Raw genomic sequence first — 23,954 nt, forward strand, 5'->3', positions numbered from 1 at the left:
CGGTCACTCCGCAGCCGTCAATCGAGGAGATCCGCGCATGGCTTGCCGGTAGGCGGCAAGCACCGCGTCGCGATGGGCTTCGATGGAGAAGTCGCTCGACCGCAGTCGTGCCCGCTGCCCGAGCTCGGCCCTCAGTACCGCATCCTCCGCCAAAGCGTTTACCGTATTCGCGATGGCAACCGGATCACCAGGATCGGCAAACATGGCAGCGCCGTCCCAAAGCTCGCGATAGGTGTCGATGTCTGCAAGCACCAAGGCTGCGCCGGCGCACGCCGCCTCCAGCGCAACAAGTCCGAACGGTTCGTAAATCGACGGTGAGACGACGATCGCGGCTTTCGACATCAATGCCAAGGTCTGATCGTGACTGAGTTCTCCGCGATAATCGGCGTGTTGAATCGCCAAACGCTCGCGGTTTGGGCCATCGCATGCCCCGGCCATCAGTACCGGCCAGCGGATATACGCAGCCGCCTGGTCCAGCACCGCGCCATTTTTGCCCTCGTCCCACCACCGGCCTGCGGCAAAAACAAAATTCTGCTTGGGCATGACAGGATACGAGTTTCGGCTGCCATTATGGACGACCTTGAGATTGTCGATCTGGCCATAGCAGCGCACGAGGCCCGCAGCATGGCTGGAACTCGGGGCCAGAACCACGTCGGCGCGGTCGAAGCCCACCCGGTTCAGCCGTTTTTGCCAAAACCACTCCCGCGGCAAACCGGAAGCACGCACGGTATCGAACCAGGTGGCGACGCATGAATGCGAGACCACAACGACAGGCGTTTGCGCCGGAAGACCGGCCGCCTGCGAAGGCAGATTCAGATGCAGCAGATCGACCGAATGCCGGAGCGAAAGTTCGGTCAGTAGGTCCGCCACCACATCGAGCTCACTTTCTTCGCCGGCCATCCAATCGAGCGGCGCAGCAAACCATTCGAGCGTGCCGATGCGCGTAGCCTCGCGCCGCTGATGCGTGGAAGGCTCTGGGCCGAAGCCTATGAAAAGCGTTTCCACCCCAGCAGCTCGAATGGCATCGGAGAGGTCCATGGCGTAGCGCCACACGCCGCCCACCGCATCGACGCTCATGATGATCCGCCGCGGCAGCCGACCGCCGGTGCCGTCATGACCGAGAGTGCGGAGGGCGGAACCGGCGCGATCGCTCATGCGGTGATCCTCTTTGTTTGATCGCGGGCGCTGCGAACCCCGCCCCAATCTTCCAGAAGCCAGTCATGCAGATCGCGCAGTCCCGCGCGCCACGGCGTGCGAGCCTTCCAGCCGACCGCATCGGCAAGCGCGCGCGTATCGGCGACAAAAAACAGTTGGTCGCCAGCCCGCCAGTCGTGCTTCTCTGTCGAGAGCGGGCGGCCCACCAGGAGTTCGATCTCGCTGAGGACCTGGGAGATGCTGACGGCATTCTCCGGCCCGCCGCCGAGATTGAAGGGCCGCCCACTGAGACGATCGATCGAGTTGAGAAGTGCTCGGTAGGCGGCGACCGCATCTCTGACATGGAGGATGTCACGGACCTGCTTTCCGTCGCCATAGATCGATATCGACTCACCCGCGAGCGCGCGAATGAGGAAATGCGCGACCCATCCCTGATCCTCGGTGCCGAACTGCCTTGGACCGTAGATGCAACTCATCCGTAGCACGGCCGTCGGAAGCCCGAACGACCTCGCGTAGTCCAGCACGTATTGGTCCGCCACACCTTTCGAGCAGCCATAGGGAGTGCAGAAATCGAGCGGCTGCGCCTCGCTGACGCCTTGGTTGCGCAACGCCCGGTCAGTGGGCAGATGTCGTGCCCCGATCTCGTTCAACTGCAGGTGCGCCAGCGCGCCGTATACCTTGTTGCTGCTGGCGAAAATGACAGGCGCCCGGCACCCGGCCATACGCGCGGCTTCGAGCACATTGAGCGTGCCGCGCGCATTCGTCTCGAAATCGTCGATCGGCTGCTGCAGGCTGGTCGTCACGGCTGTCTGTGCCGCGAGATGAAAGACCGCCTTGGCATCCTTGAAGACCGGCTCTATTGCGGTGAACTCGCGCACATCGGCGAGTACGGGGTGAACGGCGCCGCGGTAAGTGTCCACCAACCATTCAAGGTTTCGCTCGACGCCGGCGCGACTGAGGTTGTCGAGAACGATCACTTCCTCGCCGTCCCGGAGGAAACTATCGGCGAGATTGCAGCCGACAAAGCCGCTGCCGCCCACCACGACGATTACTGTCGTCTTTCTGGAAAGGCTGGGTGTGGCCAGGCGAGCACGCCTGCCCTGAGAACCGGCGCTCACAGTACCAACCCCCGGGCTTCCAGGTGCCGCTTCATCTCGGGTCCGCGGTCGATCGCGCCGACGCTGGCGACCCATTGCGCGAAATCGGTGAGCGAATTTTGGAGTTGATGCGCGGGTTCGAAGCCGAGCAGATCCCGTGCCGCGGTAATGTCGGCGAAACAATTGCGGATATCGCCAGAGCGAGCCTTATTCATGATCTCCGGCATAAGCTCGGGTACTCCCATTGCATCGGCGAGCAGCAAAGCAACATCGGCGATAGCATAGGCCTGACCGCTGCCGACATTGATGACGTGGCCGGCGGCTGCCGGCTGTTCGAGCGCCAGACGGAAGGCTCGCGCCACATCGCGGACGTGAACGAAATCCCGTCTTTGTCTGCCATCTTCGAACACCATCGGCGATTGTCCGTTGGCAAGCCGCGAGGCAAAGTTGGCAAGCACGCCGGTATAGGGATTGGAAAGCGCCTGACCGGCGCCGTACACGTTGAACAGGCGCAGGGCCACTGCCTCCACGCCATAGGCTTCCCCGAAAATCAGCACCTGGCGTTCCTGCGCAAACTTCGTGAGCGCGTAGATGGACGCGAGATCGACCGACTTCTGCTCATCCGTCGGAACCGGCCTGAGACGCTCCCCGTCGGGTCCGGTTGGGTCCCATGAACCTGCCCTGATAGCGGCCGGGAAACGGCGGACGTGGGCACAGTGCTCGCCCGTTATCGTTGCGTAGAGCCCTTCGCCATAGACGCTCATCGACGATGCGACGACGATGCGCCGGATCGGCATTCCGATGATCGCCTCAAGCAGGACGGCGGTCCCGAAGTCGTTGACGCCCACGTAGCGGGCGATTTCATACATCGACTGACCGACCCCGACCTCAGCTGCAAGATGGACGACGCAGTCGACGTCCATAAGCGCGCTTTTTACCGCAACCGCATCGCGAACGTCTGCCCGTCGTACGTCCACGTCCGATGGCAACGTGACCTGTGCATCCGCGTGAACCTGCTCACTGAGAACGTCCAACACGCGCACGCTGTAGTTCGCTGAGAGGAGTTCCTCGACCACATGCTGGCCTATGAAGCCGCATCCGCCGGTAACAAGAATCTTTGTCATGACGTACCTGACGACGTTCCATGGGAGACAGTGACAAAGCTCCAACAAGCCTCGGTAGCAAATGTTCCTTCATCCATGACTTCTTCTTCTTTGTTGTTCTTCATTGATCCCTTGCAGCGGGACGTTGTCCGTCCGAAGGTACAAACCTCTCACTTGCGTGAGTGTTCCACGCGAACCGAGAGCAGCAGGAACAAAAGCTGCAACATCAAGTTAAGGGCGCGATGGCTGCTGAGCGTGGATCAAGGCTGCTTTGCCGGGGCTTTCGCGGGGTCCGCGGTATCTGAAACGCGATGCTCGGCGGCCGGATAGGTCTTCACCACGGGAGGGAACAGAATGAACATCAGCGTATCTGGGGAGACGGACACGATGTCCGCCGCGATAATCACGGCACCCGGCGAGGTGCGCATCGAAACTCTTCCGCTGCCACGACCGGGCCGCGGCGAGGTTCGCATCCGCCTTGAAGGCTGCGGTGTTTGCGCCTCCAACCTCGTTCCCTGGGCGGGGCCGGAATGGATGCGCTTTCCGACAGAACCCGGTGGACTGGGCCATGAAGGGTGGGGAATTATCGATGCGATCGGTGAGGACGTGCAGGGTTTCGCGCCGGGCGACCGTGTCGCCGCACTTTCCTACCATGCATATGCCACCCACGACATCGCTGACCAGACGGCGATCGCACCCTTACCTCCGGCACTTGCGCATCAGCCGTTTCCCGGCGAACCGCTCGGCTGCGCCTTCAACATCTTCCGGCGCAGCGCGATCAAGCCGGGGGAGACAGTGGCGATCGTCGGCATCGGCTTTCTCGGAATCCTTCTGACCGAGCTTGCGAGCGCTGCGGGCGCGCAAGTCATCGCCATCTCGCGCAGACCTTCATCGCTTGCTTCGGCAGAGCGCGCCGGCGCGAGCCATGTGGTTGCCATGGACGATCATTGGCGAATTATCGAAGAAGTGAAGGACCTGACCTCTGGCAGTTTCTGCGACTGCGTTATCGAAGCCGTCGGCAAGCAATGGCCACTCGACCTTGCAGGCGAACTGGCAAAGGAGCGGGGGCGGCTTATCATTGCAGGCTATCACCAGGACGGCCCGCGGCAGGTGAACATGCAGCTGTGGAACTGGCGCGGCCTCGATGTGATCAATGCACACGAGCGTGATCCCGCCGTATACATACGCGGCATCCATGAGGCGATCGCGGCGACCGCCGCGGGGCGGATGTCGCCCTCACCGCTCTACACGCACAGATTTCCGCTCGAGCAGCTCGGCGCGGCGCTGAACATGACCCGCGACCGGCCGGAAGGTTTCATCAAAGCGCTGGTGATCTACGATGAGTGACGCGACGCCGCTTGCAACGACCCGAAATGCCGTCAGCCGGCCCCGCGTCGGCTTCCTCGGAGTCGGAAGGATCGGCCTCCATCGCATGAGAGCGATCGTCGACACCGGAGCCGTCGAAACCGCCGCGATCTTCGATCCCTCACCGGAAATGGCCGCTGCGGCCCGTGAATTGACGCCCGAAGCCTCGGTCGTAAGTTCCTTCGAGACCTTGCTCGACCAGCAGCTGGAAGGCATCGTGATCGCTTCGCCAAGCGCACTCCACGCTGCCCAATCGATCGTGGCTCTCGAGCAAGGCGTGGCAGTTTTTTGCCAGAAGCCGCTCGGCCGCACGCGAGATGAGGCCGCAGCCGTGGTCGACGCGGCCCGGCGCGTTGACCGGCTATTGGATGTGGACCTCTCCTACCGTCACACCGATGGGATGCAACAGATCCGCGATCTGATCGCTTCCGGTGAACTCGGCACCGTTTTCGCGGCGGACCTCACCTTTCACAACGCCTATGGCCCGAGCAAGCCGTGGTTCTATGACAAGGCGCTTTCAGGTGGCGGCTGCGTGATCGACCTGGGCGTGCACCTTGTTGACCTCCTCCTTTGGGCCCTGGAATTTCCGGAGATCGTTCGAGTCGAGAGCAGGTTGTTTGCCAAGGGCAGCCGCATCCGCCGCGACGGCGATGACGTGGAGGACTATGCCGTTGCGACGCTCGAGCTGGCGAATGGTATCGTCGCCCGACTGGCATGCTCGTGGCATTTGCAGGCTGGATGCGATGCGGTGATTACCGCTGACTTTCACGGCACCGGAGGCGGCGCCAGCTTCAGGAACGTGAACGGGTCCTTTCTCGATTTTTCGGCCGAACGGTATCGCGGGACACAACGGGAGGTGCTGACGCTTCCTCCTGATGCCTGGGGCGGACGCGCGGCAGCCGCCTGGGCGAAGCGCCTTGCCGCAGGCGAGCGTTTCGATCCGGACAACGACCGCCTGGTCGCGGTGGCAGATGTCCTCGACCGAATTTATGGGCGATAGACGCACGCGTCCCAGCAAGGCCTGTGTCTGGGCTAATCACGCTCCCTCGTCTTCTATGCGGCGCAGCAGAAGTTTCGCGTATCGTGAAGCGGTCGCCTCTAGCCGAGGAACTTCCTCTGCGGCCGCTGCCGGCTTTGCCGAAATCCAAAGGCCAAGCTGAAAAGCCAGATAGCAGAGCTCGAGGACTGCCTGGAGGTCCGGGTTCAAGGCGCGGGAACATCCTTCGGATACGACCGCGCGCAAATGGGCCGATTGCTGCATCGAAAGCCCGAACTCGACGCCCGCCCCTGCAAGGTCCCAAGCGATGTCCTGGCGGCCGATCAGGTCATGGGCGGCGCTGTGATCAAGCGCATCGGTCTTGAGGAAGCCCTGTTCGCCTCCGGCAAACCATTCCCAGCGATGCAGCCGATTGTCGGTATCAACTGGCTGCATGAAGCCCTCGTAGCGCTCAGCGTTGCCGATCAGACCCTTCAGCCGCAACGCCGCCGCCATGCCTAGAGCCTCCTTGGTATTCACCGTCGCCATCTCGCACAGCTTCGATAGCGACGCTCCAGATGTCGCCGGCGGCGGCAGGCAGCGTGCCCGAAAGGCGAGGTACCGGCCGAGATGCTCTACGAATTTCGTCTGACGAAACTCGCTCGGCGCGACCGGCCGCCCCCCTATCCATTTCTCGACGAGGAAGCCGTGACACATTCCTGCGACGGGAGGCGTGAACCCTGCCTCCGCCAGGAGGCGCGCCTTGAGCAGCTTGCGCTGGCCCACGTCGCCAAGCCCGGCAAATTTGACGAGCCATGTATTATCGATCGTATGGGCAAGGAATTTTCTGCGCTCGAATCTGCGATCGACCGCAGGCCAGGCATGGTGACCGTAAAGAAGCGCCTTCCGCCAGGCGCCCGCGGAAATGTCTTCGAGCGGCCTTTCGAGCGGGCCGATGAGCTCACTGACCCAGGAGGCAAGACCGTGGCAGCGTTCGAAGAGGAGATGGTCTACGTCGAGCACATGGCGAGGACTTGCGGCCCAACGTTTTCGGTGGCAGCTGCTGGATTCCGGCCCAAGCCCTCCCTTGTGTCCGGGGAAAAAATGAATGCGCCTATCGCCGACGCCATGGTCTTCAAGCCAGTCCGCTACGCTTCCGAACGAACTGCCGGAAAGGCCTGGCCCCTCGTCGACGATCGCAAAACACGCCGCCGGATCGCGCAGCAGCCGGTGCGAGAGCCGTGGCGCGACAGCAATGCGCCTCTGGAAAGGAGGGCCCGCCGGCCGAAGCGTGACCGGCCCGGGGGCTCCGATGGCGGTGGCGACCATTGCGGAGAGGCTCGTTCCGATGCTTCGTATGCCGATCACCGTCGTGTTTGCCGCAAGCCCGGAGCGCATCGCAGCTTCGGCGTAGCTTTCCGGATAGAGACCGTAGAAGCTGTAGCCTTCCGCCTCCTTGACGCAAAGCGAACACGGTGCCCGCAGGTCCGGTAGCAGTGCCGTGACACGCGGGGGCACGGCCAAGGGACCCGCCAGCCCCTGACGCCACGACCGGAGGACGAGCCGTGCCAGGTCGAGGAGAAGGAGGCTGCCGATGTCGCGCCGCGCGGAGAGGTCATCGGCCGTCATTTTTTCGAACTCGATGTCCGACAGTCCCTGTACGAGCTCGCCGGCCTTGAGCAGGATCCCGACGAGGGCGGCGTGGCGTTCGACCCCCGGCGGCTGATGTTCGAGCCCTCGCAACTGTGCAGCGATAGCCGCGCACAAAGCGTCGGCGCGTTCCATACGCGTGACGTCACCGTATACAAGCATGACTCCGCCCATTGCTTCACATTCCCCCTTCAACGCGCCGCAGACCGAATTCGATCCACGGCGCGGGAAACAGAGAAGGAACCATTCCGTCGCGCGCTGGTTTGGCCAGCATTGTAGATACTGACCAGGAGTAGCGGACAGATGCGATCGAAATCAATTCGGGTCGGGCTGGTGGGGATCGGGAACTGCGCGTCCTCCCTCGTTCAAGGGGTGACGTTTTATCGTGGAGCGAGGGAAGATGAGCCGGTTCCAGGACTGATGCATGTCAGTCTTGGCGGCTACCACGTCCATGACATCGAAGTTTCCGCTGCTTTCGATGTTGCCGCCGCAAAGGTCGGACGTGACGTGGCAGAAGCCATCTACGCTCCTCCAAACAACACTTTTCGCTTCGCCGATGTCGCCGCCACCGGCATCGTTGTCCAACGCGGCAGAACACTCGACGGCATCGGGAGGTATCTGCGCGAAGAAATCGCGGAATCCGACGCGCCGGAGGCTGATGTCGCGGAGATTTTGCGGCAGACGGAAACGGACGTCCTGGTCTCCTATCTCCCGGTCGGCTCCGAAGTTGCGACCCGCTGGTACGCGGAGCAGGCGCTCGCAGCCGGCTGCGGTTTTATCAACTGCATTCCCGTCTTCATCGCCTCAGACAAGTCGTGGCAGCGCAAATTCGCCGAGCGCGGCCTGCCGCTCATTGGCGACGACATAAAGAGCCAGGTCGGGGCAACCATCGTGCACCGGCTGCTCGCTAATCTCTTTCGCGACCGGGGAGTGCGCATCGACCGGACCTATCAGCTGAATTTTGGCGGCAATACCGACTTTCTCAACATGCTGGAGCGCGAACGATTGGAATCGAAGAAGATTTCGAAGACGCAATCGGTCGTCAGCCAGATGGACGTTCAATTGGCCGCCAGCGACATTCATGTAGGTCCCAGCGATCACGTGCCTTGGCTTGCCGACCGCAAGTTCGCCTACATCCGCGTCGAAGGCACGACATTCGGCAACGTCCCCCTTAACGTCGAACTGAAGCTCGAAGTGTGGGACTCACCCAATTCGGCTGGCGTGGTCATCGATGCTATCCGCTGCGCGAAACTGGCCATCGACCGCGACATCAGAGGTCCGTTGATTGCGCCGTCGAGCTACTTCATGAAGTCTCCGCCACAGCAATTCACCGATGCCGAGGCGCGCAGGCGGCTGGAGGAGTTCATCGACGGAGATAGCGACGCACTCCTGGGGGCGGCAGAGTGACGACCACGTTTCTGCTGGTGCGGCACGCCGCGCACGATAGTGTTGGCAGCTTTCTCGCCGGACGATCCGCGGACGTTCCGCTCGGCAGCGCCGGCCGCGAACAGGCCACGCGCCTGGCAGCGCGTCTCGCGCGCGAGGACATCACCGCGATCTATGCCAGCCCCCGCAAACGCACGCAGGAAACGGCAGCGGCTATCGCTGCCGTTTCGGGACTCGGCGAGATTAACACAGTCGATGCGCTGGACGAGGTGGACTTCGGCACTTGGTCAGGCAAGACCTTCGAAGTCCTCAACACAGACCCGCTCTGGCGCCAATGGAATCACACAAGGAGCCTGGTGCGCGCCCCTGACGGCGAGACGATGCTGGACGTCCAGCAACGGATCATGGCGCTTGTCGAAACGCTGTGTCCGCAGAGTGGCGGCGGGAAGGTTGTATTCGTGAGCCACGCCGACGTCATCAAGGCCCTGATCTGCCAAGTGCTCGGCCTATCGACTGACGCCTGGGCGCGCTTCGATATCGCACCTGCCTCCATCTCCGCCGTGTCGGCAGGTGGCTGGGGCGCGAAGGTCCTGCAACTGAACGAAACCCAGGACACGGCACGATGATGCAACGGAAGAAGCACGGAGGGCACTGATGATAGAAGCGGCCATGATCTGGAACGAGCCGAACAACAAGTCGCATTGGGATCCGGAGATTGACCCGGACTGGAGTCGTTTTGCAAATATGGCGAAGCTGGCCGCGGATGCGATCCGAGATATCAATCCCGGCCTCAGGCGGGTGCTTGGCGGAATTTCGCCGATCGATCCAGATTTCATGGCTCTAATGAAATCCTATGGCGTCCTCGACCACGTCGATGCGGTGGCGGTGCATGGCTTTCCGCTTGACTGGAACCTTTGGCAAATCGAGGAATGGCCACGGAGGCTCGAGGAAATACGCGCCGTGACCGATCTGCCGATGTGGATCAGTGAGGTTGGTGTTTCGACCTTCGGCGCCGAGGAAGTGCAGCTTTGGGGACTACGGAAAACGGCTGAGTTGCTCAAAGGCAAAGTCGAGCGGATCCAGTGGTACAGCCTCTACGACCTGCCGCGCGCTTGGGGCGCGACCACGCGACATAAGGAAGCCGAGGGCTCGTCCTATTACCGGCATTTCTATATGGGTCTCCTGCGTGAGGATGGCGCACCAAAACTGGCAGTTGACGAGTTTGCCCGCCACACGCCTGAGATCGGACTCGTGCAATGGTTCCATTTCGAGGATCCCCGGCTTGACGACGCCGTTTCATGGATGAAGCGCCTCGGCGTCACGCACCTGCGCACCGGCCTGTCCTGGGCCGACCGCTTCCAGCCTAGTGCGTTGGCCTGGTTCGATCGACAAATGGCGGCTCTTGAAGAGTTCGAGGTCACAGTCACGTTCTGCTTCACCCCCGAGCACCGGGGCATCGCGCCGCACCATACGAGCGCGCCGATCGTGCCGGAGGAATTTGCCGATTTCTGCGCGGAGATGACGGCGCGCTATGCGCCCGGTCCTTCATCGCTCGAAGGCTTGCCGGAGTCGGTCGTGTCCGGGCAGATGCGGGAGACAAGTTTTCCGATCCAGCCCCGCGAATAGGTCACGCCCTGATAGAAGGCGAGCATCGCCGAGGCCCAGCGGATATAGACCGCCGGCGAGTGCAATATCCTGGCAAGTCGAAACACGCGGTGGCTTTGCGCACTGACGAAGCTGCGCAACCAGTAAATCGCCACCCGCCGGGCATCAAGACCGGCTCGTTGCGGGGCTACACGCTTTTTCGGCGTGACGCCCTGGCGCGGCCGGCTCAGCCGGAAGGCGAGACCTTCGCGTCTCTGCCTGAAGCCCGCAGCCTGTGTTCTGACCACGAATGCGCTGTCGACCTCCTGCAACTCGAGCCTTCCTTCCTCACGGGCGCGGTCGACGAGACGTCGTAGCAGCGGAGAGCGAACGACGACGACATTCGTCCCGCGACCGTCGGACGCATAGGGTTCGACCCAGGCGTCACCAAAGGAGATGTCGGCGGTTTCGGCGACGACGTCGTCGCAGAAATTGCATGCGGCGTTCTGGAAGAAGCCGGCTCCCCAGTCTCCGTCAGCCAGATGCCACCAGTCCCTGCTCCGGGTGCTCCCGTCCTTAAGGACGAGGTGCGCCGTGTACCAGTTCGCGGGCCTCCGGGTGTCCTTCAGCCTGAAATCGATATCCGCGACAGCTTCGATTCTTTCTCCCAGCTGCCAGGCGATGCTCTCGACGAAGCGAGCGCTCTTCATGTGTCCGCAGAAGAGCCCGAGCGTGAAGGCAAGACGCTCGCGCAGCAGCGGATCCTGCAGGCACAGAAGATGCAGCGCTTTGATGAAGCAAGGGATCCCGACGACCGCGTAGCGACCGGGGCGGCGTCTCATTTCATCGATGACCTCGGACAGCTCCACCGGGTAGTAGCGCGATTTCGCGCCCGCGCATATCTCCTCTGCACTACGGGATATGCGATAGTGAAACAGGGGCTTGGCGTCCTCGCAACGAGGAACGACATGCGCGACACCGTCGACGAGGTTCTCCTTCAGAAGCGCCACCGCCGTCCAGCTTGCCATACCGCCGGAACTGCCGACGTTCCGAAAGCTCCGTTCACGGACATACCCCACATAGGCGGCTTCGAAGCGGCCAATGCGCGGATCGCAATATCTTGCCGATGCAAACCGCTCACGAGCAATATCGTCTTCGTTCCAGGCATCGGGCGAGAACGGGCATAGCTGCGCGAACCCGCGCGGGTGTCGGGATGCCTCTGGTCTGAACTGTCCATAACGGTCCAGCCGCATCGCGGCCGGGCCGGCGTCAGATTGCGCCATGCAGGCGCCACAGCCGATGCACAGCCCCGATGCGTGCATCTGTCCCGGTGCGAGCGCGGTGCCACTTGGTGGCGTTCGGTGTTCAGTCGAGGACATCGATAAGATAGTTCCACGAGTGGCTGCGAAGCTCGGCAAGTCGGTCAGCGATGGCTGGGTCCGGCACGTCGCCGAGAATGGCCTCGTAGCCCGCTGAGGGCGTCTTCCGCGACAACACGTGTCGTTGAGCACCGACTAGGCGCGCGAGGTCGCGAACCTTGTTCGAACGGTAATCGGACAGGACGCAGGCAAAGGGCTTGGCGTTGAGAAGCGCGAATACGCAGCCGTGGAAGAAGTTGGTTGCGACCGCGTCAGCACCGGCGATAAAACCAGCGAACTCGTAGGGTCCGCCATCGAGCCACTGTTCGTCCGCCCATTCGTTCCGATAGCCTATGCTGACGAGACGAAGCGAGCGTGATGCTGTCCAGCGGCGAACCCCCTGTTGAAACCAGGACGGGAACGAGTGACCGTAAACGGCAACGTAAGGGCGGTCATGGGTAACGGCTGGCCAAGTCGCAAGCGTCTCTGGGAATTGCAGGCAAGGATCGAGGACAAGCGTCGCCTCGCGTCCAAGTGCCCTTTCGATGATCGTCTTTGAATTCTCGTCGCGCACCGAAATGGCATGAAACTTCCGCAGTTTATCTGCCCAGTAGCTCTCCAGCCCGTTCGCGGCGGGATGACTTCCGAACGTCGCTGCGTAGGAAACGATCTTCTTTGCGGATATCCCCTCCCCATAGAAGAGCGGGACCCCGCCGTACCAGGGATGGCGAAAGTTCCAGACTTCGTCGCTACCGACGACGACCAGGTCGCAATCGTCAAGCGCGACCGGCTCGTCAAGCGCAAACGCTGCACTGAGCGGAAAAGAGGCGAACGCGTTCACGAATTTCCTGATCTTGGAGGCGTAAAGCGACATGTCCGGTCGGGTAGTCCTCGCAGGCAGCAGCGGCTGCAGTGCGCAACGCCACTCGGCACGGCTGACGCGGTCGGAGCGATGATCGAGGACGACAGGTTTGGCGCCCAGCGAGCGAAGGCCCTGCACGAGGCAATGTGCCTGCCAAAAGGACCCGTAGTTGATGCAGCGGTGAAACGTCAGGACACCAAGCTTTGCCAACGGCCTCTACCTCTCGGTTCGTCTAACCAGCCGGGCCGAGGGAGGTTCCACCGCGCAACCGATCGGGGCCAAACCCCATCTCAGTCGAAGATCGTGCCCTTGGCACCCTCATATTCCCGAGCAAGCGTCTCAATCGCTGCCGATGCCTCATCGAATGTCCAGCCCGCCTCTTCCGCCCTATGGGCGAGCGCGACCAACTCGTCGGTCATCCCTCCGCCGAGTGCGGCAACAATGCTGTCTTGAGAGGTTGCGGCCAGATCGGATACGGCCGGCCTCAACGCCGCAATGCAGTCTGTCTGGCGGCCCGGATAGTCGGAAGTTTGCCGGGGACGGGAAATCGCTTGCGAGTCCTCCATCATTCTCTCCATGCTGTTGGCATCCGAGAGCAGTCACGAGCACCAACCGTCGCCCCTGCTCTCATTTCCGGTGGGCGCGGCTACTTGAGCTTGACCGATGGCTCTCTCGCCCAAACGCGCAAGCTGCCGAGAGTTTTGACAAAGGCCTCGGCGCTCTTGCCATCACCGAGGCTAACGGTTCCCTCGTCGAGAGCGTCGGTGATGCCGACTCTCGCGAGCAGAGGCACGGCTGCCTCGACATAACCGATGTACTTGCAATGCGCGAAGGCATCGGCAACGAAATCCCGCGCCGCTGCAACGTTAACCAGTTCCGAGACAACGTCAGGCGAAGGCAGTAGGGCCACCGCATCGTACAAGACCGATGGGCCCCCTTCGATCATTTGGTGCGCCTCGATCCATTTGCCATCCGAGGCAGTAATGCCTCCGACCTTCGGGGCGATGAGCTCGAACACGGCCCCTTCTTGCGTGATCGCCGTCGTCAGGGCCTTCAAGATCGATGCATCGGTCCCGTCGGTTACCAACACGCCAAGCTTGCGGCCTTCGAAGCGTTTTGGCCCGCGCTCGATAATGCTGAGCGCTGGCGAGGGAGCGAGATCCTGGCGCGTCGGAATGGCGGCATCCGCCGGCTTCGGAACCGATTTGAGGCCCAGCGCATGCGCAACTTTTTTCCCGAGGGTTTCGTCGATGTTGAGGAGATGCGACACCATACGTTCTCGTATCGCCGGGGTCTGGACCTTGCTCAGTTCAAATGTGAGTGCGTCGGCAATGTGACGTTGCTCAGGCGGCGTCTGGCTGACGAAGAACAGGCGGGCCTGGCTGTAGTGATCGGCAAAGCTCTCGGCGCGAAGCCGAACCTTGGCGCCCTGTTCGTCGGAAGCGTAATGCCGGAATCCATCCTCGGGCGACTCGCGTGGCCCCTCGCCCCAGGAGTTCGGCTGATAGTTCACGCGCCCGACCGGGTTGCGCATCGCCATGTGCCCGTCCTGCTGGAAGTGGTGGAAAGGACATTTCGGCGCATTGATCGGAATGTGCGTGAAGTTGGGACTGCCAAGCCGTTTGAGCTGCGTATCGAGATAGGAGAAGTTTCGCCCCTGCAACAGCGGATCATTGCTGAAATCGATGCCCGGCGGCACATTCTGGGTCATGAAGGCGACCTGCTCGGTCTCGGCGAAGAAATTGTCCGGCATCCGGTCCAGAACCAGTCTTCCCACCGCCTTCGGCGGCAGGACCTCTTCCGGAATGATCTTGGTGGGGTCCAGGACGTCGAAGTCGAAGGCGTCGGCAAAATCCTGATCGAAAAGCTGGACCTGCAGTTCCCATTCGGGGAAATTGCCGCCCTGTATCGCCTCCCAAAGATCGTGCCGGTGAAAATCGGGATCGGCGCCATTGATCTTCACGGCTTCGTTCCAGGCGACGGACTGAAGTCCGAGCTTCGGTTTCCAGTGGAACTTGACGAAGGTCGATTCGTCCTTGGCATTGACGAAACGAAAGGTGTGAACACCAAAGCCTTCCATGAACCGGAACGACCGTGGGATTGCGCGATCTGACATGACCCACATGATCATGTGCATGCTTTCCGGCGTGAGGCTGATAAAGTCCCAAAAATTATCATGCGCCGACTGCGCCTGCGGAAAACCTCTGTCCGGCTCCGGCTTTACGGAATGGATGACGTCGGGGAACTTGATAGCGTCTTGGATGAAGAAGACCGGTATATTGTTGCCGACGATGTCCCAGTTCCCCTCCTTTGTGTAGATCTTGACCGCGAACCCCCGAACGTCGCGCGCGAGATCGAAAGATCCCTTGCTGCCAGCGACGGTCGAAAATCGCACGAAGGCGGGTGTTTGCTCTCCGGCGCGTTGGAAGACATCCGCACGTGTAATTGCAGATAGCGATTCATAGGTTTCAAAATAGCCATGCGCGCCATAGCCTCTCGCATGCACGACGCGCTCGGGAATGCGTTCGTGATCGAAATGGAAGAGCTTTTCGCGGAAATGAAAATCTTCGATGAGCGTCGGACCCCGCTCGCCCACGCGCAGGCTGTTTTGGTCGTCCGCAACCGGGCCTCCCTGCGCTGTCGTCAGTATCGCAGTGCCATCCCCCGCAATTTGGTGAAGCTCTCCTCCGTTGCCACGCGTCAGCTTCTGCTCGTGGATTATGGCCGACTTGGAGTTTGCCGGGCGCGCATTTCTCTTGGCCATGGGAATTCTCCGTCGATCGGAATGGGGACGAACGACCAAACCTATGCGACGATGCTTGGTTCCCAAGAAAGATCGCGGAGAGCCAAAAACTGCCGCCCGACGCCGGTAACCCCGCTGATGCCGGACCATGCAAGCACCGGCGTGCCGGAGACATTCCCCTTCGGCTCCGAGGCTAGGAGCGGAACTTTGAACGCAATCAGCGGTTCCTTCGCGGATTGGTTCACGCGTTGAAAGACGGACATCGTCGTGGTTTTTGGTTGCCATCTCCAGCAGCGCCCCTCGGCGTTCGCGCGCTTTGCGACGGGCTCGCCGCTTCTTTGCTGCGGATGCGCAGGGCACCAATCTGCGCTCGATGCCGCCGGATCGGAAGCCGACGCCACTTCGTTCCTGTTCTGGATCCTTGTGGGCGCCGGTGCGCTCATATGGCTCGCTGTGGTCGGTCTGCTTGTTTACGCCATAGGCGATCGACGTCGCATGTGGAGCGAAGATGCGGCTGGAAAGCTCATCCTGTGGGGAGGACCGGTGTTTTCCTCGACGGTGCTGTTCGGGCTGCTGACTTACACGTTTTGGTTGATGCCAGGCTTACGCCCTTCAATTGACAGCGCCTTACGCATCGAAATAACCGGTACCCAGTTCTGGTGGCGTGTCGTTTATCACAAGTCGCCGGGGCCGCCGGCCATCTCGGCCAACGAGGTCAGGCTGCCGGTGGGCGAGCGTGTCGAATTCGTCCTGCGCAGCGACGACGTCATCCACTCGTTCTGGATACCGTCCCTCGGCGGCAAGATGGACATGATACCAGGGCGCACGAATACACTCCCCCTCCTCGCGAACAGGGCAGGTACCTATGGGGGCGCGTGTACGGAGTTTTGCGGCACGTCGCATGCGCTGATGGCCTTTTCAGCCGTGGCGATGATGCCGGACGACTTCGAACGTTGGCTGGCCACCCAGTCAAGCCCCGCCGCGACTGCGCCGGCCCCCGGTCAGGATCTTTTCATGAGACATGGTTGCGGAAGCTGCCATCGCATCGACGGAACGGAAGCGCGCGGACTGGTGGGCCCGGATCTGTCTCATCTTGGCGGAAGGGAGACCGTTGGCGCCGGAATCCTCCCCAATACCGAGGAGACGATTGCTCGCTTCATCACCGAGCCGGAGGTCCTCAAGCCGGGAACCCGAATGCCGTCTTTTGCGATGTTGCCACCAGAAGAGATCCGAGCCATCGCCCGGTATCTGAAGGGGCTCAGATGAGCGCTCGGCCCGACACACACTCGCGTCAGACCCTCAAGGCACAAGAGGAACGATTGCGTGCCGTCTGGGCCAATCCGAGCGGCTGGCGTTACTGGACTTCGGTCAACAACTTTCAGGTCGGCTTATGGTACACCTCTGCGGCGTTCGCGTTCATGCTCTTCGGCGGCGTTCTGGCACTGTTGGTACGTTTGCAGCTGGCGACGCCGGAGAACGGCCTGCTTTCGGCGGACTTCTATAACCAGGCCTTCACGCTGCATGGAACCGTGATGATGTTCCTCTTCGCCGTGCCGATCTTCGAGGCTGCGGCGATCTTCCTGCTGCCGCCGATGCTGGGCGCCAGAGAACTGCCGTTTCCGCGGCTCGGTGCGTTTGGTTTCTGGAGCTTCCTGATCGGCGGCGTCTTTGTGTGTGGCTCCATTTTTTTTAACGCGGCGCCGTCGTCCGGGTGGTTCATGTATCCGCCGCTCGCCACCGATCCGGAATTATCGGGCATCGGCGCGGATATCTGGTTGCTTGGCCTCTCGTTCATCGAGATCGCATCGATAGCAGCCGCGGTAGAGCTGATCGTCGGCATCATGAAATGCCGCGCGCCAGGCATGCGCATCAATTTAATGCCGCTGTTTGCCTGGTACCTGCTGATCGTCGCGGGAATGATCCTGTTCGCCTTTCCGCCGCTGATTGCCGGAGACATCCTGTTCGAGATGCAGCGAATGTTCGACTGGCCGTTCTTCGATGCAGAGCGCGGAGGCGATCCGCTTCTATGGCAACACCTGTTCTGGATATTCGGTCACCCGGAGGTCTACATCATCTTCCTGCCGGCGATTGCGTTGATGGCCATGATCGTACCTACGTTTTCGCAGCGCCCGATCGTCGGATACTCCTGGATCGTTCTCGCCGCGGTCGGGACCGGCTTTCTGTCCTTCGGCTTGTGGGTCCACCACATGTTTACAACGGGGCTGCCGCAGATCTCGCTGGCCTTTTTCTCGGCGGCATCGGAGGCGGTGGCCATTCCGACGGGTGTGCAGATTTTCGTCTTCGTCGCGACCATGCTCGCCGGCCGAGTCATCTTCTCGGTCCCGATGTTATTCGGCGCCGGCGGGATCGCCATCTTCGTCATCGGCGGCTTCACAGGCGTCATGGTGGCGCTCGCACCATTCGACTGGCAGGCACACGACACATATTTTGTCGTCGCGCATCTCCATTATGTGCTGATCGGCGGCATGCTGTTTCCGGTCACAGCCGGGATCTACTATTACTATCCTCTCATCGACGCGAAGCACCTTTCCGAGATACTCGGACGCACAGCCTTCTGGTTGATGTTTTCCGGCTTCAACATCGCATTCTTTCCAATGCACCTGACAGGCCTGCGCGGCATGCCGCGCAGGGTGTTCACCTATCAAGCCGAACTCGGCTGGGATTGGCTCAATCTAACCTCCACCACAGGCGCCTTCGTCTTTGCCTCCGGCGTGCTGGTTGTCGTCTTCGACGTGCTGCGTCCCAAGCATCGCTATCGTCGCGGCGAGTTGAACCCGTGGAAGGCTGGCACGCTCGAATGGATTTCGGAACCCGAGGAGAACTGGGGCGTACGCTCCATTCCTACGATCACGAGCCGTTATCCGCTGTGGGACCAGAAAACATTGATGCGCGACATCAGCGAAGGCCGCGGCTATCTCCCCGACGCAGAGGAGGGCCGGCGAGAGGGACTGGTCACCTCCGTCCTCGATGCCAGGCCCCTGCAAGTCCTGCGCGTCGGCGGGACGTCCCACCTCGCGATCATCTCGGCTGCGTCGCTCGGTGCAACCTTCGTCGCCCTCACTTTTCATTGGTGGATCGCTTCCTTTGTGGCTGCGATGGCCGCCTTCACAGCCATCATCTGGTGGCTTTGGACCGGAACGGCCGAGATCCCGGAAAAACCGGCGAAGGACGTCGGCCTGGGGCTCACCTTGCCCATTTATGCCTCAGGCCCGGCCTCCGTCGGCTGGTGGGCAATGTTCATCACCATGGTCGGCGACAGCACAGCATTCGCAAGCCTCGTCTTCGGATATTTTTTCTATTGGACGATCCACCCGGATTTCACCGGCAGCACTGCTGGTCCCGGCGTATTCTGGCCGCTGCTTGCGCTGGCACTCTTCGCGCTTGCATGGGCGCTGATTGTTCTGGCGCGACGATATAACGCCAGGGGCTATGTGCTCATCATGCGGCTTTGCCTTACGGCCTCCTTCGCTCTGACCTGCATCGCAAGCGTCGCCGCCCTCGAGGGGCCGCGGACGCACGCGATGCAGCCGACGACGCATGTCTATCCTGCGATTGTCTGGATCCTGGTCATATGGGTCCTCGCTCATGCCGCGGTCGGTGCAGTCATGCAGGCGTATTGCCTGGCGCGCAGTTTGGCAGGCCGGCTGACGCATCGATACGATGCTGATCTCAGCAACGTCGTGCTCTTCTGGCATTTCCTCGTCATCACGGCCGCGGTCACTTTTCCGGTGATTGGCCTCTTTCCGCAAGCAGGGTGGAGATAGCGATGCGCACGATGCTCCCCCGACCGAGCGGTCCGGAATCGCTCTGGACACTCTTCACGGCTCCGGTCGTTTGGGCCGCCCATTTCCTGATCTGTTATTTAAGCGTGGCGATCTATTGCGCCAAGCAGGAGCGGTTCTCGATCGGCTTCGATGCCCTTCGCATTGCGATCGGAATTGTGACTGCATTCGCGCTTGTCGCTATCCTTGTATCCGCCTGGCTTGCCTGGCGTCAGTGGGGCTTCGGCGCCCACGACCCACCGCATGACGAGCCGACGCGCCATGACCGTACCCTCTTCCAAGGTTTTGCCACGCTGTTGCTCTCTGGCCTGAGTTTCATTGCGGTGGTCTTCGTCGCACTGCCTGTCCTCTTCATGACGGAGTGCTCGCGATGAGGCGAATTTCACTCCTGTCAGGCGTAACGCTTTTGGTGGTCTATCACGTCGGGGGATTGACGCTTCTCGCTCGCCATCTGGCGCCGGGCGATCAGAGGGAGGCCGAGGCCTGATGCACGTCGACTGGAAACATGTGGCCGTCACCCTCGCGATCCTTCCGTTCGCGGTGGTTTTCGCCGCATGGATCGGCTTTTTCAACGTCGGCGCGTCCAGCGGGCATTGGAAGATCACCGACTGGTTCTTGCATTTCGCAATGCAGTCCGCGATCAGAACCTACGCGCTTGCAGTCGACGTCCCGCGGGAACTTCCGCACCACGCCGTCCAGACAGCGGCGGGCCATTTCGCGCGCGGTTGTGCCATTTGCCACGGCGCGCCGGGAGAGCCGCGCTCGCCTGCCGTCTTGCGCATGCTGCCGCAACCACCGGATCTCGCCGAGCGCGTCAGCGGCTGGAGCGACGCCGAACTCTTTCGCATCGTCAAGCATGGAGTGCGGTTTACGGGAATGCCGGCCTGGCCCAGCCAAAAGCGCGACGATGAGGTCTGGGCGATGGTCGCCTTCCTGCGCCGGTTGCCGGCGCTCGGCCCTGAGGCCTATCGTGACCTGGCCTACGGCCCAGCGGGCTCGCTCGTTGACCGGCCCGCGACCTTTCAACAGGCTCTCGCGGAGTGCACGCGATGCCATGGGGTTGACGGCAGGGGCCGCAGTACGGCGACGCCGGTCATCGCCGGTCAAAGGGAGTCCTATCTTCTCCAGAGTTTCGCAGCTTACGCCGAGGACCGCCGACCGGGTGGCGTCATGGGTGTTGTCGCGAAGGCCATCGATCGTCGCCATTGGCGAGACCTTGCAGCCCACTTCGCATCATTGCCCGCATCACGAGGGAGAGCAGGCGCCGCGACGGCGCTTCTCGAACCAGGCAAGAAACTTGCGACCGAAGGGGACGCGTCGAGGCGCATTCCCGCTTGCCTTGTCTGCCATGCAAGCCGAGATCGCAACCCGGCATTCCCGTCGCTCGCCGGGCAGCCGGCTCCCTATATCGAGCAACAACTCCGCCTTTTCCGCGATGGGCAGCGTGGAGACAGCGGATATGGCCACGTGATGCGGGAGGTAGCGAGACCGCTTTCCGACAACGACATCGCAGCGCTTGCCACATACTTTGCGACCGCCGAGTCGCGGCCGGCGCATCCGATGGCATCCGCGAGAGACTAGATCACGATGATTTTAGATCCGATCGACCTCGTATCATAAACGCGACCGATTCCAATGAGTTAGAGCGGGGATGCGAGCGGAAACCGTACACACTTTTCCTCATCCCGCGCCGGGTGATCGGCCGCGGCTGCAGCGATCTTCGAATAGATGACCGCCCCTGAGTTCGCTTGCGAGCATTCCGCTTTCGCCAGCGGTCACACTCCGATCACTTGTTCAATGTCTGGAGCGGGGGTCCGGCCACAAAGCACGTATGTCTTCGGGCAAGCTTTCCCGCACCTTCGCGACCTGACCGGGATCGAGATAATGCGAGAGGACGGCGAAAACCGTCTGTACCGCATCTTTCGCATCCACTGGCCGCGTGAAGGCGAGTTCTTCCTTCACCTGAGTGAGAAACTCATCGAGGGAATGCAACCGCGCGGGCTGCTTGGACGGCTGGTACTGCTCGTAATAGGCACCGCGCACCAGCAGCGGCAATTGGGCGGCAAGATGGGCGGACAGGTCTGCCGGCAGGCGATCTCGGATCGTGTGCAAGACGGCGCCAAGGATATGCCACGCGGCTTGGCGATCTGGCCCTTGCTGTTTCATGATGTCATCCAACCATGTGTTGGTGACCTGAAGTGTCTTGTCAAAGGCGGCGATACCAGAAGCGCTCATGATTTTTTTCCTCCTATGTCTTCACGAGGTTCGAACCGCCGTTGCTTTTGATTGTTCCGCAGCGGACTGCGACGAATCGGGAACATTATCGGGACGGGAACGGTTCCGAGACTCCGCGAGCGAGGACCTCCCGAAATGGACGCCGGCATGGAATTCAGCAAAAAGACATTCTACGAGGAATGCGCCCGCATCCTTGACGCGGAACATTCCTATACACCATGGCCGTACGGTAGGATCACACGCTGGAACAACCGCGCGGCCGGCAACGGCCGTTTTCCCGGATATGGCCTGATCCGGATGTTCGGACCTCATCACATCCAGATAGCGTTGCGCCGGCCGACCGAACTCAACCTGCTGTGCCATTCCGCGGAGGAAGCCTTGGCAGCATTGCGAACCGCACGGCTGACGCAGCAACGGTCATGAGGTCTGCGGCCCGGACCGCGACAGCGTCAGCCTGCGTTGCAAATCCTCTCACGGCTTCAAAACTACCTTTACGCAACCATCCTTCCTCTCGCCGAAGGTACTGTAGAGCGCCGGCCCCTCGTCGAGGCCGCCCCTATGGGTGATGACGAAGGACGGGTCGATCTCCCCTTTTCGGATCCGATCGAGAAGCGACGGAAGATACCGTTGGACCGGCGTCTGGCCCATACGGAAGGTCAGTCCGCGGTTGATTGCCGATCCCATCGGTATTTTGTCGAGATATCCGCCATAGACACCCACAATGGAGACCGTTCCGAAATTTCGGCAGCAATGGATCGCTTGCCGCAACACGTGCGGGCGATCAGTACCCATGAATGTGGCCACCTTCACGCGGTCGACAAAGGAATCCAGGCTTGCCCGGCTATCGGCCTCGGTGCCGACCGCGTCGATGCAGGCGTCGGCTCCCCGACCATGGGTTATCTCCATGATCCGCTCATAGATATCCTCCTGCATGAAATCGAGGGTCATCGCGCCGGCTGCTTCGGCGAGCCTTAGCCGCTCCGGAACCGTATCCACGGCAATGACTCTTTCGGCGCCGAGCAGGAACGCCGAGCGGATCGCCATCTGGCCGACAGGGCCACATCCCCAGATTGCGATCGTGTCCGCAGGGTTGATGTCGCAGAACTCGGCGGCCATGTAGCCGGTTGGAAAGATGTCGGAAAGAAACAGCACCTGCTCGTCCGTGAGTTCATCCGGAACCTTGATCGGCCCCGCATCCGCATAGGGCACGCGAAGATATTCAGCCTGTCCACCACTGTAACCGCCGAGAAGGTGTGAATAGCCGAACAGTCCGGCAGGAGAATTCCCCCACAACTTCGTCGCCTTTTCCCAATCGGGATTGGTGCGTTCGCAGCCCGAATAGAAGCCGCGCTGACAGAAAAAACATTCGCCGCAGGCGATGGTGAAAGGGACGACGACACGGTCGCCGACGCTCAATCTGGTCGCCCTCCTACCCACCTCGACGACCTCCCCCATCGTTTCATGGCCAAGGACGTCGCCGTGCTCCATGGAGGGGATGAGACCGTTGAAAATATGGACGTCCGAGCCGCAGATCGCGCAGGCAGTCACCTTGATGATGACGTCGCGATCGTTCTCGATTTTCGGATCAGGCACGCTCTCGCATCGGATATCGCCCTTGCCGTGCCACGTCAAAGCCTTCATCTCAGGACTCCTCTGTATGAAACACGCGATCTCCCGGCGATCAGGGCAGCGATGGCGAACCCGACGACAACGACAGCCGCCATAGTTGCGACGGGAATCCTGTGGGATGAGCGCAGCCCCCCGTCGATGCCACCGGCCACGGCCGGCGCTCTGAACAGATTGCCGTTGCTGTTCTCCGCCCGCGGCCCTTGCTTCAGGTAACGTGACGTAAGCTGCGCCAGCAGCCGCGTCGTGGTGTTGGGGGCGAGAAAATGGACGAAGCGGGCGAGATCAGCGACGAGGCCAACGGTAGTCGAGGCGCGTGGACGCTCCGCGAGACGGACGATGGCGCGAGCGGCACGACGCGCGTTGTAGACGGGCGGAGGAACGCTGAGTTTACGACCGGTATAATTCGCGCCGTGGGCCACGCCAGGCGTATCCATAAACGTCGGATAGACATCGCAAATGTGGATGTCGGGTTCATCGGCGAGCTCGGCACGGAGTGCTTCGGAGAAGCCTCTAAGGCCAAACTTGCTGGCGCTGTAGGCCGCAGCGAAAGGGGTGGAAGCAAAGCCCCCGAGAGAAATCATATTGATGAAGGTGCCGTGGCGCTGCTTGAGAAAGATCGGAATGGCCGCATGTGCATCATTGATATGGCCGATCAGGTTGGTGCGAATGACCTGCTCATGGGCTGCAATCGGCGTATCGACGAAGCGACCAACCGCACCGACACCGACATTGCTGAACCAGACGTCGATCTTTCCGAAACTCATCGCCTTCTCTGCCAGCTCCTTGACGGCGTCCGCATCCGTCACGTCGGTCGGCACGACCAAGACCTCGGCCCCCAATTCGCGACAGGTCTTCGCCACACGCTGAAGCGCGGCGGCATCGCGCGCGGCGAGGACGAGTTTCGAGCCACATCGCGCGAATGCCTCAGCCGCGGCCTCTCCCACGCCGGACGAGGCACCAGTGATGACCACCACCGCATCTCTCAAAGCTTTCTTCATATTGGATCCT

General features: G+C 61.4%; 21 protein-coding genes. 10 read left to right on the forward strand and 11 right to left on the reverse strand.

Annotation, left to right across the window (positions count from 1 at the left end; genetic code table 11):
• Positions 1-3 precede the first annotated feature (3 nt).
• The 3 genes from GHK62_RS17400 to GHK62_RS17410 are packed head-to-tail and all read right to left on the reverse strand — an operon-like array spanning position 4 to position 3,376.
• Positions 4-1,155 (reverse strand): glycosyltransferase family 4 protein, encoded by a 1,152-nt coding sequence (locus GHK62_RS17400; protein WP_234886930.1) that lies wholly within the window; start codon positions 1,153-1,155, stop codon positions 4-6.
• The gene (locus GHK62_RS17405) at positions 1,152-2,273 is read right to left on the reverse strand and encodes an NAD-dependent epimerase/dehydratase family protein (protein ID WP_327791002.1); all 1,122 of its coding nucleotides are present in this window, start codon (positions 2,271-2,273) and stop codon (positions 1,152-1,154) included. The genes GHK62_RS17400 and GHK62_RS17405 overlap by 4 nt, the downstream gene beginning before the upstream one ends.
• Positions 2,270-3,376, reverse strand: coding sequence for an NAD-dependent epimerase/dehydratase family protein (locus tag GHK62_RS17410; RefSeq protein ID WP_153440403.1), 1,107 nt, complete (start codon positions 3,374-3,376; stop codon positions 2,270-2,272). The genes GHK62_RS17405 and GHK62_RS17410 overlap by 4 nt, the downstream gene beginning before the upstream one ends.
• A 333-nt stretch (positions 3,377-3,709) precedes the next feature.
• On the opposite strand from GHK62_RS17410, the gene GHK62_RS17415 reads away from it, so the two are divergent.
• Positions 3,710-4,702 carry an MDR/zinc-dependent alcohol dehydrogenase-like family protein gene (locus GHK62_RS17415; RefSeq protein WP_153440404.1) on the forward strand — a complete coding sequence of 331 codons (993 nt, stop codon included), beginning with the start codon at positions 3,710-3,712 and terminating at the stop codon, positions 4,700-4,702.
• Complete coding sequence (locus GHK62_RS17420; RefSeq protein WP_153440405.1) at positions 4,695-5,720, forward strand: Gfo/Idh/MocA family protein; 1,026 nt, start codon at positions 4,695-4,697, stop codon at positions 5,718-5,720. The genes GHK62_RS17415 and GHK62_RS17420 overlap by 8 nt, the downstream gene beginning before the upstream one ends.
• A gap of 36 nt (positions 5,721-5,756) precedes the next feature.
• Here GHK62_RS17420 and GHK62_RS17425 read toward each other — a convergent pair whose 3' ends face one another.
• Positions 5,757-7,508, reverse strand: a complete 1,752-nt coding sequence (locus GHK62_RS17425) for a hypothetical protein (RefSeq protein WP_153440406.1) — start codon at positions 7,506-7,508, stop codon at positions 5,757-5,759.
• 141 nt (positions 7,509-7,649) lie between these two features.
• Here GHK62_RS17425 and GHK62_RS17430 point away from each other — a divergent pair, with 141 nt between their 5' ends.
• Genes GHK62_RS17430 through GHK62_RS17440 form a run of 3 tightly spaced genes read left to right on the forward strand, consistent with a single transcriptional unit; the run spans position 7,650 to position 10,358 of the window.
• Positions 7,650-8,753, forward strand: a complete 1,104-nt coding sequence (locus GHK62_RS17430) for an inositol-3-phosphate synthase (protein ID WP_153440407.1) — start codon at positions 7,650-7,652, stop codon at positions 8,751-8,753.
• Positions 8,750-9,358 (forward strand): histidine phosphatase family protein, encoded by a 609-nt coding sequence (locus GHK62_RS17435; protein WP_184108475.1) that lies wholly within the window; start codon positions 8,750-8,752, stop codon positions 9,356-9,358. Before GHK62_RS17430 ends, GHK62_RS17435 begins: the two co-directional genes overlap by 4 nt.
• Positions 9,359-9,386: 28 nt before the next feature.
• Entirely contained in the window at positions 9,387-10,358 is a 972-nt protein-coding gene (locus GHK62_RS17440; protein ID WP_153440408.1) for a glycoside hydrolase 5 family protein, read from the forward strand.
• On the opposite strand, the gene GHK62_RS17445 is transcribed toward GHK62_RS17440, so the two are convergent.
• The 4 genes from GHK62_RS17445 to katE form a co-directional block, all read right to left on the reverse strand.
• On the reverse strand, positions 10,262-11,695 hold the full coding sequence (locus tag GHK62_RS17445) for a Coenzyme F420 hydrogenase/dehydrogenase, beta subunit C-terminal domain (RefSeq protein ID WP_167528278.1): 1,434 nt from the start codon (positions 11,693-11,695) through the stop codon (positions 10,262-10,264). The genes GHK62_RS17440 and GHK62_RS17445 overlap by 97 nt on opposite strands.
• The gene (locus GHK62_RS17450; protein WP_153440409.1) at positions 11,682-12,746 is read right to left on the reverse strand and encodes a polysaccharide pyruvyl transferase family protein; all 1,065 of its coding nucleotides are present in this window, start codon (positions 12,744-12,746) and stop codon (positions 11,682-11,684) included. Before GHK62_RS17450 ends, GHK62_RS17445 begins: the two co-directional genes overlap by 14 nt.
• Before the next feature lie 80 nt (positions 12,747-12,826).
• Positions 12,827-13,102 carry a hypothetical protein gene (locus GHK62_RS17455; RefSeq protein WP_153440410.1) on the reverse strand — a complete coding sequence of 92 codons (276 nt, stop codon included), beginning with the start codon at positions 13,100-13,102 and terminating at the stop codon, positions 12,827-12,829.
• Between the two features lie 80 nt (positions 13,103-13,182).
• On the reverse strand, positions 13,183-15,300 hold the full coding sequence (katE, locus tag GHK62_RS17460) for a catalase (RefSeq protein WP_153440411.1): 2,118 nt from the start codon (positions 15,298-15,300) through the stop codon (positions 13,183-13,185).
• Positions 15,301-15,546: 246 nt separating this feature from the next.
• Here katE and coxB point away from each other — a divergent pair, with 246 nt between their 5' ends.
• The 4 genes from coxB (at position 15,547) to GHK62_RS17480 (ending at position 20,663) form a co-directional block, all read left to right on the forward strand.
• Positions 15,547-16,545, forward strand: a complete 999-nt coding sequence (gene coxB / locus GHK62_RS35010) for a cytochrome c oxidase subunit II (protein WP_184108476.1) — start codon at positions 15,547-15,549, stop codon at positions 16,543-16,545.
• Entirely contained in the window at positions 16,542-19,064 is a 2,523-nt protein-coding gene (ctaD, locus tag GHK62_RS17470; RefSeq protein ID WP_153440412.1) for a cytochrome c oxidase subunit I, read from the forward strand. The genes coxB and ctaD overlap by 4 nt, the downstream gene beginning before the upstream one ends.
• A gap of 2 nt (positions 19,065-19,066) precedes the next feature.
• A complete protein-coding gene (locus GHK62_RS17475; RefSeq protein ID WP_184108477.1) occupies positions 19,067-19,456 on the forward strand; it encodes a hypothetical protein in 390 nt (129 codons plus the stop codon).
• A gap of 112 nt (positions 19,457-19,568) precedes the next feature.
• Complete coding sequence (locus tag GHK62_RS17480) at positions 19,569-20,663, forward strand: c-type cytochrome (protein WP_234886931.1); 1,095 nt, start codon at positions 19,569-19,571, stop codon at positions 20,661-20,663.
• Positions 20,664-20,876: 213 nt separating this feature from the next.
• On the opposite strand, the gene GHK62_RS17485 is transcribed toward GHK62_RS17480, so the two are convergent.
• Positions 20,877-21,317: a DUF2267 domain-containing protein gene (locus GHK62_RS17485; protein ID WP_153440414.1), complete on the reverse strand. Its 441-nt coding sequence runs from the start codon at positions 21,315-21,317 to the stop codon at positions 20,877-20,879.
• A gap of 147 nt (positions 21,318-21,464) precedes the next feature.
• On the opposite strand from GHK62_RS17485, the gene GHK62_RS17490 reads away from it, so the two are divergent.
• On the forward strand, positions 21,465-21,740 hold the full coding sequence (locus tag GHK62_RS17490; protein WP_153440415.1) for a hypothetical protein: 276 nt from the start codon (positions 21,465-21,467) through the stop codon (positions 21,738-21,740).
• A gap of 48 nt (positions 21,741-21,788) precedes the next feature.
• On the opposite strand, the gene GHK62_RS17495 is transcribed toward GHK62_RS17490, so the two are convergent.
• Together GHK62_RS17495 and GHK62_RS17500 are read right to left on the reverse strand one after the other, a co-directional pair.
• Positions 21,789-22,958 carry a zinc-dependent alcohol dehydrogenase gene (locus tag GHK62_RS17495; protein ID WP_153440416.1) on the reverse strand — a complete coding sequence of 390 codons (1,170 nt, stop codon included), beginning with the start codon at positions 22,956-22,958 and terminating at the stop codon, positions 21,789-21,791.
• Complete coding sequence (locus tag GHK62_RS17500) at positions 22,955-23,944, reverse strand: SDR family oxidoreductase (RefSeq protein ID WP_153440417.1); 990 nt, start codon at positions 23,942-23,944, stop codon at positions 22,955-22,957. The genes GHK62_RS17495 and GHK62_RS17500 overlap by 4 nt, the downstream gene beginning before the upstream one ends.
• Between the last annotated feature and the right edge of the window lie 10 nt (positions 23,945-23,954).

The sequence above is a fragment of the Sinorhizobium terangae genome (assembly GCF_009601505.1).
In the GTDB taxonomy this organism is placed as follows: domain Bacteria; phylum Pseudomonadota; class Alphaproteobacteria; order Rhizobiales; family Rhizobiaceae; genus Sinorhizobium; species Sinorhizobium terangae.

Coding starts and splice junctions, on each gene's coding strand:
- GHK62_RS17400 (WP_234886930.1), bottom strand. CDS start 1,155: ATGAGCGATCGCGCCGGTTCCGCCCTCCGCACTCTCGGTCATGACGGC.
- GHK62_RS17410 (WP_153440403.1), bottom strand. CDS start 3,376: ATGACAAAGATTCTTGTTACCGGCGGATGCGGCTTCATAGGCCAGCAT.
- GHK62_RS17415 (WP_153440404.1), top strand. CDS start 3,710: ATGAACATCAGCGTATCTGGGGAGACGGACACGATGTCCGCCGCGATA.
- GHK62_RS17420 (WP_153440405.1), top strand. CDS start 4,695: ATGAGTGACGCGACGCCGCTTGCAACGACCCGAAATGCCGTCAGCCGG.
- GHK62_RS17425 (WP_153440406.1), bottom strand. CDS start 7,508: ATGCTTGTATACGGTGACGTCACGCGTATGGAACGCGCCGACGCTTTG.
- GHK62_RS17430 (WP_153440407.1), top strand. CDS start 7,650: ATGCGATCGAAATCAATTCGGGTCGGGCTGGTGGGGATCGGGAACTGC.
- GHK62_RS17440 (WP_153440408.1), top strand. CDS start 9,387: ATGATAGAAGCGGCCATGATCTGGAACGAGCCGAACAACAAGTCGCAT.
- GHK62_RS17445 (WP_167528278.1), bottom strand. CDS start 11,695: ATGTCCTCGACTGAACACCGAACGCCACCAAGTGGCACCGCGCTCGCA.
- GHK62_RS17455 (WP_153440410.1), bottom strand. CDS start 13,102: ATGGAGGACTCGCAAGCGATTTCCCGTCCCCGGCAAACTTCCGACTAT.
- katE (WP_153440411.1), bottom strand. CDS start 15,300: ATGGCCAAGAGAAATGCGCGCCCGGCAAACTCCAAGTCGGCCATAATC.
- ctaD (WP_153440412.1), top strand. CDS start 16,542: ATGAGCGCTCGGCCCGACACACACTCGCGTCAGACCCTCAAGGCACAA.
- GHK62_RS17475 (WP_184108477.1), top strand. CDS start 19,067: ATGCGCACGATGCTCCCCCGACCGAGCGGTCCGGAATCGCTCTGGACA.
- GHK62_RS17480 (WP_234886931.1), top strand. CDS start 19,569: ATGCACGTCGACTGGAAACATGTGGCCGTCACCCTCGCGATCCTTCCG.
- GHK62_RS17485 (WP_153440414.1), bottom strand. CDS start 21,317: ATGAGCGCTTCTGGTATCGCCGCCTTTGACAAGACACTTCAGGTCACC.
- GHK62_RS17490 (WP_153440415.1), top strand. CDS start 21,465: ATGGAATTCAGCAAAAAGACATTCTACGAGGAATGCGCCCGCATCCTT.
- GHK62_RS17495 (WP_153440416.1), bottom strand. CDS start 22,958: ATGAAGGCTTTGACGTGGCACGGCAAGGGCGATATCCGATGCGAGAGC.
- GHK62_RS17500 (WP_153440417.1), bottom strand. CDS start 23,944: ATGAAGAAAGCTTTGAGAGATGCGGTGGTGGTCATCACTGGTGCCTCG.